The sequence below is a fragment of the Azospirillum sp. TSH20 genome (genome assembly GCF_003115935.1).
Classification (GTDB): Bacteria; Pseudomonadota; Alphaproteobacteria; order Azospirillales; family Azospirillaceae; genus Azospirillum.
Genome location: NZ_LGQU01000140.1, coordinates 1 through 3,128 on the forward strand (window position 1 = coordinate 1; position 3,128 = coordinate 3,128).

Annotated in this window: 3 protein-coding genes; all 3 read right to left on the reverse strand. The window is 66.2% G+C overall.

Annotation, left to right across the window (positions count from 1 at the left end; all coding sequences use genetic code 11):
• Positions 1-64: 64 nt before the first annotated feature.
• Genes TSH20_RS30740 through istA form a run of 3 tightly spaced genes read right to left on the reverse strand, consistent with a single transcriptional unit; the run spans position 65 to position 3,029 of the window.
• Entirely contained in the window at positions 65-685 is a 621-nt protein-coding gene (locus tag TSH20_RS30740) for a plasmid pRiA4b ORF-3 family protein (protein WP_247871634.1), read from the reverse strand.
• A gap of 44 nt (positions 686-729) precedes the next feature.
• Positions 730-1,506: an IS21-like element helper ATPase IstB gene (istB, locus tag TSH20_RS30745; protein ID WP_109157379.1), complete on the reverse strand. Its 777-nt coding sequence runs from the start codon at positions 1,504-1,506 to the stop codon at positions 730-732.
• Positions 1,503-3,029 carry an IS21 family transposase gene (gene istA / locus TSH20_RS30750; protein ID WP_109157380.1) on the reverse strand — a complete coding sequence of 509 codons (1,527 nt, stop codon included), beginning with the start codon at positions 3,027-3,029 and terminating at the stop codon, positions 1,503-1,505. Before istA ends, istB begins: the two co-directional genes overlap by 4 nt.
• Positions 3,030-3,128: the final 99 nt, after the last annotated feature.

Below are 3,128 nucleotides of genomic sequence, written 5' to 3' on the forward strand. Positions count from 1 at the left end.
TGTGCAACGACAATTTCGATGTCCGGCGGACGTCAATTACCTTGTCCTGCCGAAATTGGATCGGTCAGTCGTAGCGCAAGAGTGCCGCTCGACGTTTTGCGGATCGAACGGCAGCTCGAACAGCCCGATCGGTCTTGATGAGGTCGAACTTCTCCGGGTGAAAGGCACGTCCTGCCCATCGCTTCATATCGGCATGCTCTGAGTGGCTTGGGTCGTGAAAGACCTCAAGGAAGTCGGCGTAGCCATGGACGCCGCCGACGTCCTCCGGCGGCCGGGAGCGTGCGCCGTCGACGCAGGCGGGGTACTTGCGATCGGCCTCGGGCAGCAGCACCGTTTCGGCCTCGATCCGATGATGCCAATCGTCGCCGAAGTCGTAGAGATAGAGGAACGGCGGCGGGTTGGGCAGGAAGTCGAACAGCCGAACGTCGTCCTCCGGCAAAGCCAGACTGTCGTCATCGAAGGCATCGGCGTTGAGCAGGTCGGGGTCGCCGAAGCGCAGGCCGCCGATCTCGAACTGATGCAGGTGATAGTCGAGCCAGCCGAAGGCGGCCTGGATGATGTGGTGCAACTCGGCCAACGTTGTCTTGCGCGGCACCAGCAGGCGCCGCCAGATCGGCGGATCGATGCCCAGGATCGTGATCTTCAGCTGAACGATGGTCGGAGGCTCGTACATGGCCGCCATCATGCCGCCGCGCACGCCCGGCGACAATTACGCCGTTGTGGCGTCGATTACCCTTCGGAGGCCTTCGGGTCCCGGGCCGCGGCCAGGGCGGAGCGGCGGCGGTAGCTTTCCGTGTTCAACTCCAGGATGGTGGCATGGTGAACCAGTCGGTCGATGGCGGCGACGGTCATCGCGGGATCGGGAAAGATTGCATTCCATTCGCTGAAGGGCTGATTGCAGGTCAAGATCAAGCTTCGGCGCTCATAGCGTTCGGCGATCAGCTCGAACAGAACGGCGGTTTCAGCCTGATCCTTGCGAACATAGCCAAGGTCGTCGAGGATCAGGCCGTCGAAGCGGTCGAGCCGGGCCAGCAGGCTTGGCAATGCCAGATCGCGCCGTGCCGCCTGAAGCTTCTGCACGAGATCGGTGGTCCGGGTGAACAGGACGCGCCGGCCGCCCTCAATGAGCGCCGTGCCGATGGCGGAGGCGACATGGGTCTTGCCGACGCCGCTGGGGCCGAAGATCAGCAGGTTGGCGCCGCGCTCGATCCAGCCGTCGCCTCGGCCCAACGCCTCGATATGGGGCTTGCGGATGGTCGGCACGGCGGCGAAGTCGAAGGTGGCCAGCGTCTTGCCGGCGGGGAGCTCCGACTCGGCCATGTGGCGGGCGATGCGGCGTTCGCTGCGTTCGGCCAGTTCGTGTTCGCACAGGGTGGCCAGGAAGCGTGCGGCTCCCCAACCCTCCCGGTCGGCCCGTTCGGCAAAGCCCGGCCACAGTCGGCCGATGGTCGGCAAGCGTAGGGAGGACAGCATCACGGGCAATTTGGCGGCGTCGATATCAGTCATGCGGGCTCCGGATCGGCGGTGGAAGGGGCCGGCCGCAAAAGGCTGTCGTATCCGGCGAGATCGGGTGGCGCCACGGTGATCAGCGGCACGGCGGCAGGTTGCGGCGGCGCCACGGCCGTCCGGGCAATCTCGAGATCGGGCAGGTCGCCGCGGTCGAGCACGGCGTCGAGATGCTCGGCCAGGGCGGCCTCGCAGGCGCCGGTAGCAGCCAGATGCAGCAAGCCGACGTAGACGCGACAGGCTCTGCGATCGTCGAGACGTTCGTCCAGCACCTCCCAGGCTCGGCGGAAGGCTGGGCGGGGAAAGAGTTCGTCGCGGAAGACGGAGCGGCGGAATGCCTGCGGCTTGCGCACCAGGGACGTGGCGAGGTGACGGTAATCCACGACCCGATCACGCTGCTTGCCTTTGGCATGCTTGCGGGTGAGCGTCAGCACCTGGGTCGTGCCTAGCCAGCAAAGAAGCCGGTCATCGTAGAGGTGCACCTTGAGCCGGCAGCCCACGAGGCGGGACGGGACGGTGTAGAGCACCTTGCGTACGGAAATGGTGCCGCTGCGGGTCACGGTGACGGTGGTGGTGGAGAAATCGGTGGTGCGGTGGCGGGGCAGCGGCTTGAGCTCCGGCAATTCCACCTCCAGTGCCTTTCGGCGGCGGGCGTTCTTGCGGGCGATGGTGTCCTGCAGGAAGGCTTGGTAGGCGGGGATGTCCGGGAAATCGCGCGATCCCCGCAGATCGAGGGCGTCGCGCAGGGCTGCCTTCAGATGTCCATGGGAGGCTTCGACGCTGCCGTTCTCATGAGCGACGCCGGCGTTGTTGCGGGTCGGGGTCATGCCGTAGTGGCGGCAGAAGGCAGCGTATCCGGCGGCTTCGTCGTCCTCGGCCGTCAGGTTGCGGTAGGCGGCGGACAGGCGGTCGGTGCGATGGGTGTGAGGAACGCCGCCGAGTTGCCACAGCGCTTCCTGAAGCCCTTCGGTCAGCGCGGTAAAGCTCTCGCCACCCTGGACGAGCTTGACCGACTCCCAGCCGCTGTAGGCCAGCCAGAAATGGTAGAGGAGATGGTCGAAGGGAGCGCCGTCGATGGTGATACCGAGGCTGGCGGTCTCGGTAAAGTCGGACAGGGCCTGATGCCCCGGGGGATGGTCCTGGCGGAAGATCAAATCCTGCTCGGGGCCTTCCGTGGCTCGCCACAGCGCGACCCGGCGCTGGAGCGAGCGCAGCATGCTGTCGGGATAGTCGCCGGGATGGCGGCGCTGGAGTTCCTCCAACAGCGTGGTCGCCCGGATGTGCGGAGCCGAGCGCAGGACCGGCACCAACTCCTCCTCCCAGACCCCGGCGAACGGATCCTCGCGGGTGCGCCAGGTCCGTTCCCCCGGCCGTTGGCTCGGCAGCATCGGGTTGGCGTCGATCCGCCGGGCCGTCCGCTCACTGAACCCGGCCTTTACCGCCGCTGTCGCTTGACCGCGTCCTTGCCTGCGCTCGTCCATGTACCGCCTGACCTGTCGGTCGGTGATCCGCGCTCCCGTCATCAGCCTCTCCCCCGTGATCACGGGGGAGAGGCTGATGACGGGGCCGTCTTCCGGCCATTCCAATCGTCGTTAGGCGGTTATCGTAATTGGCGTCGTGCA

Bases quoted from the DNA above. Each gene is read 5' to 3' on its own strand.
- istA (WP_109157380.1), bottom strand. From the start codon at position 3,029: ATGACGGGAGCGCGGATCACCGACCGACAGGTCAGGCGGTACATGGAC.
- istB (WP_109157379.1), bottom strand. From the start codon at position 1,506: ATGACTGATATCGACGCCGCCAAATTGCCCGTGATGCTGTCCTCCCTA.
- TSH20_RS30740 (WP_247871634.1), bottom strand. From the start codon at position 685: ATGATGGCGGCCATGTACGAGCCTCCGACCATCGTTCAGCTGAAGATC.